2 protein-coding genes are annotated in these 1,406 nt (G+C 53.3%); both read right to left on the reverse strand.

All coding sequences use genetic code 11. From position 1 onward, the window contains the following. On the reverse strand, positions 1 to 251 hold a 251-nt coding region (locus tag HWQ67_RS18490; protein WP_218254167.1), incomplete at its 3' end, for a hypothetical protein. 222 nt (positions 252 to 473) lie between these two features. After that, positions 474 to 1,310 carry a caspase family protein gene (locus HWQ67_RS18495; protein WP_218254168.1) on the reverse strand — a complete coding sequence of 279 codons (837 nt, stop codon included), beginning with the start codon at positions 1,308 to 1,310 and terminating at the stop codon, positions 474 to 476. Positions 1,311 to 1,406 lie beyond the last annotated feature (96 nt).

The raw sequence follows: 1,406 nt of genomic DNA on the forward strand, positions 1-1,406 counted from the left end.
TCAACGACCTTCCTGACAGACATCTTACAGTCAATCCAGGTGTAGAACCACCAATCGCCGTCGATCTTGTCGTTTTTGAGGGTAAGTCTCAACTTCTTTATGTACTCAGCATCAACCACTTGGCCGGTTTGCTTGTGCCGATATGCGGTAATCTCGACATCGGCCCATTTCTTAACATCAGCTTTAAGCTGATAGATGCGAGCGGACAACAGTGCTACGTTGTAACGAACTACATCAATTTGAGTAACCATGACAGTCTCCTAAGATGAGGGTTCACGTGATTAAAAACATTGGGTGAAAACCGAGATGTCACGGCGGATGCAGCCAAACCTAACGCATGATAGCCCCTCCACAAGACGCCGGTAACCACCCCTAACAAACAATTACCTCCGACGGGACTCGAACCCGCACCGGGACGTTTAGAGCGTCGCGCTCTACCGTTGAGCTACGGAGGCGTGAACGCAACTAAACAACTACCCCAAAAACGGCTTCTTGGCTCGAGCGCCCTCGCACTGCGGTACCTGAGTAAAACCCTTACGACGCAGCGCCCCCGCCGTAAGCTTCGTCAGCTCACTAAGCCGGCACCCCCAACCCTTCTGTTTAAGCACACGCAAAAACATCTGCGTGAGAGCGCCACCAGGACGACCATCAAACACGGCATCCATGGAAGTTTGATTCGATTTACACCCCGAAACAAATCCCACGTCCAACGTGCCGTGAGAGATAGCCCGTGTACCGACAAAAGTACGAGGCGCAGCGCCGCGCAGGCGCCAGGCAATATCGACTGGCATCGGGTACACCTTCGGCAACATAGATCCCGAGTTAATCCCAACAACTGACGACGGCGTCTGCTCCGCCAACTCGCGCGACATCGGCATGTTCCGCGTCAGGTCTCCCGAATGACAAGAATCCGAAATCCAATTGAATTTCACGCCGGCCGGAATTGCAGAGAAAATCTCGACGAACTGCTTATCGGTGATCATGTGCTCCGGAGTCCAATCGAAATCAACCGGACAAATTACCTCCAGCAACCTGTCGAGTTCATGCTTGTAGTTACGAGACGGATACTGAGCGCCGTGGCCACTGTAGTGGAAAAAGCAACGTGAGCCCGGAGTCACGTCCACAAGCCAACGCAGCCGATCAAATATGGCGGCCGTCGTAGCCCGCTCGTCACACAACAACCTGATGTCGTCAGCCCGAAACTTCATCTTCGTATTCAGGTAATCGGCAAAATCGGAGCTGTCGTTGACACACCCGGTCAACGGCGCCGTAGGGTATTTGTTGATGCCAACATGCAAAGCTTTATCCATCGTAACCCCTCCACTGAATCAACGATTGTCGCCATCGCCGCCCAGCTTACCACGGTCCTGGCGCGACTTCACCAACCTCCCCTACACGTACGGACA

Origin of the sequence: Candidatus Magnetobacterium casense (assembly GCF_019173545.1) — a bacterium.
Lineage (GTDB): Bacteria > Nitrospirota > Thermodesulfovibrionia > Thermodesulfovibrionales > Magnetobacteriaceae > Magnetobacterium > Magnetobacterium cryptolimnobacter.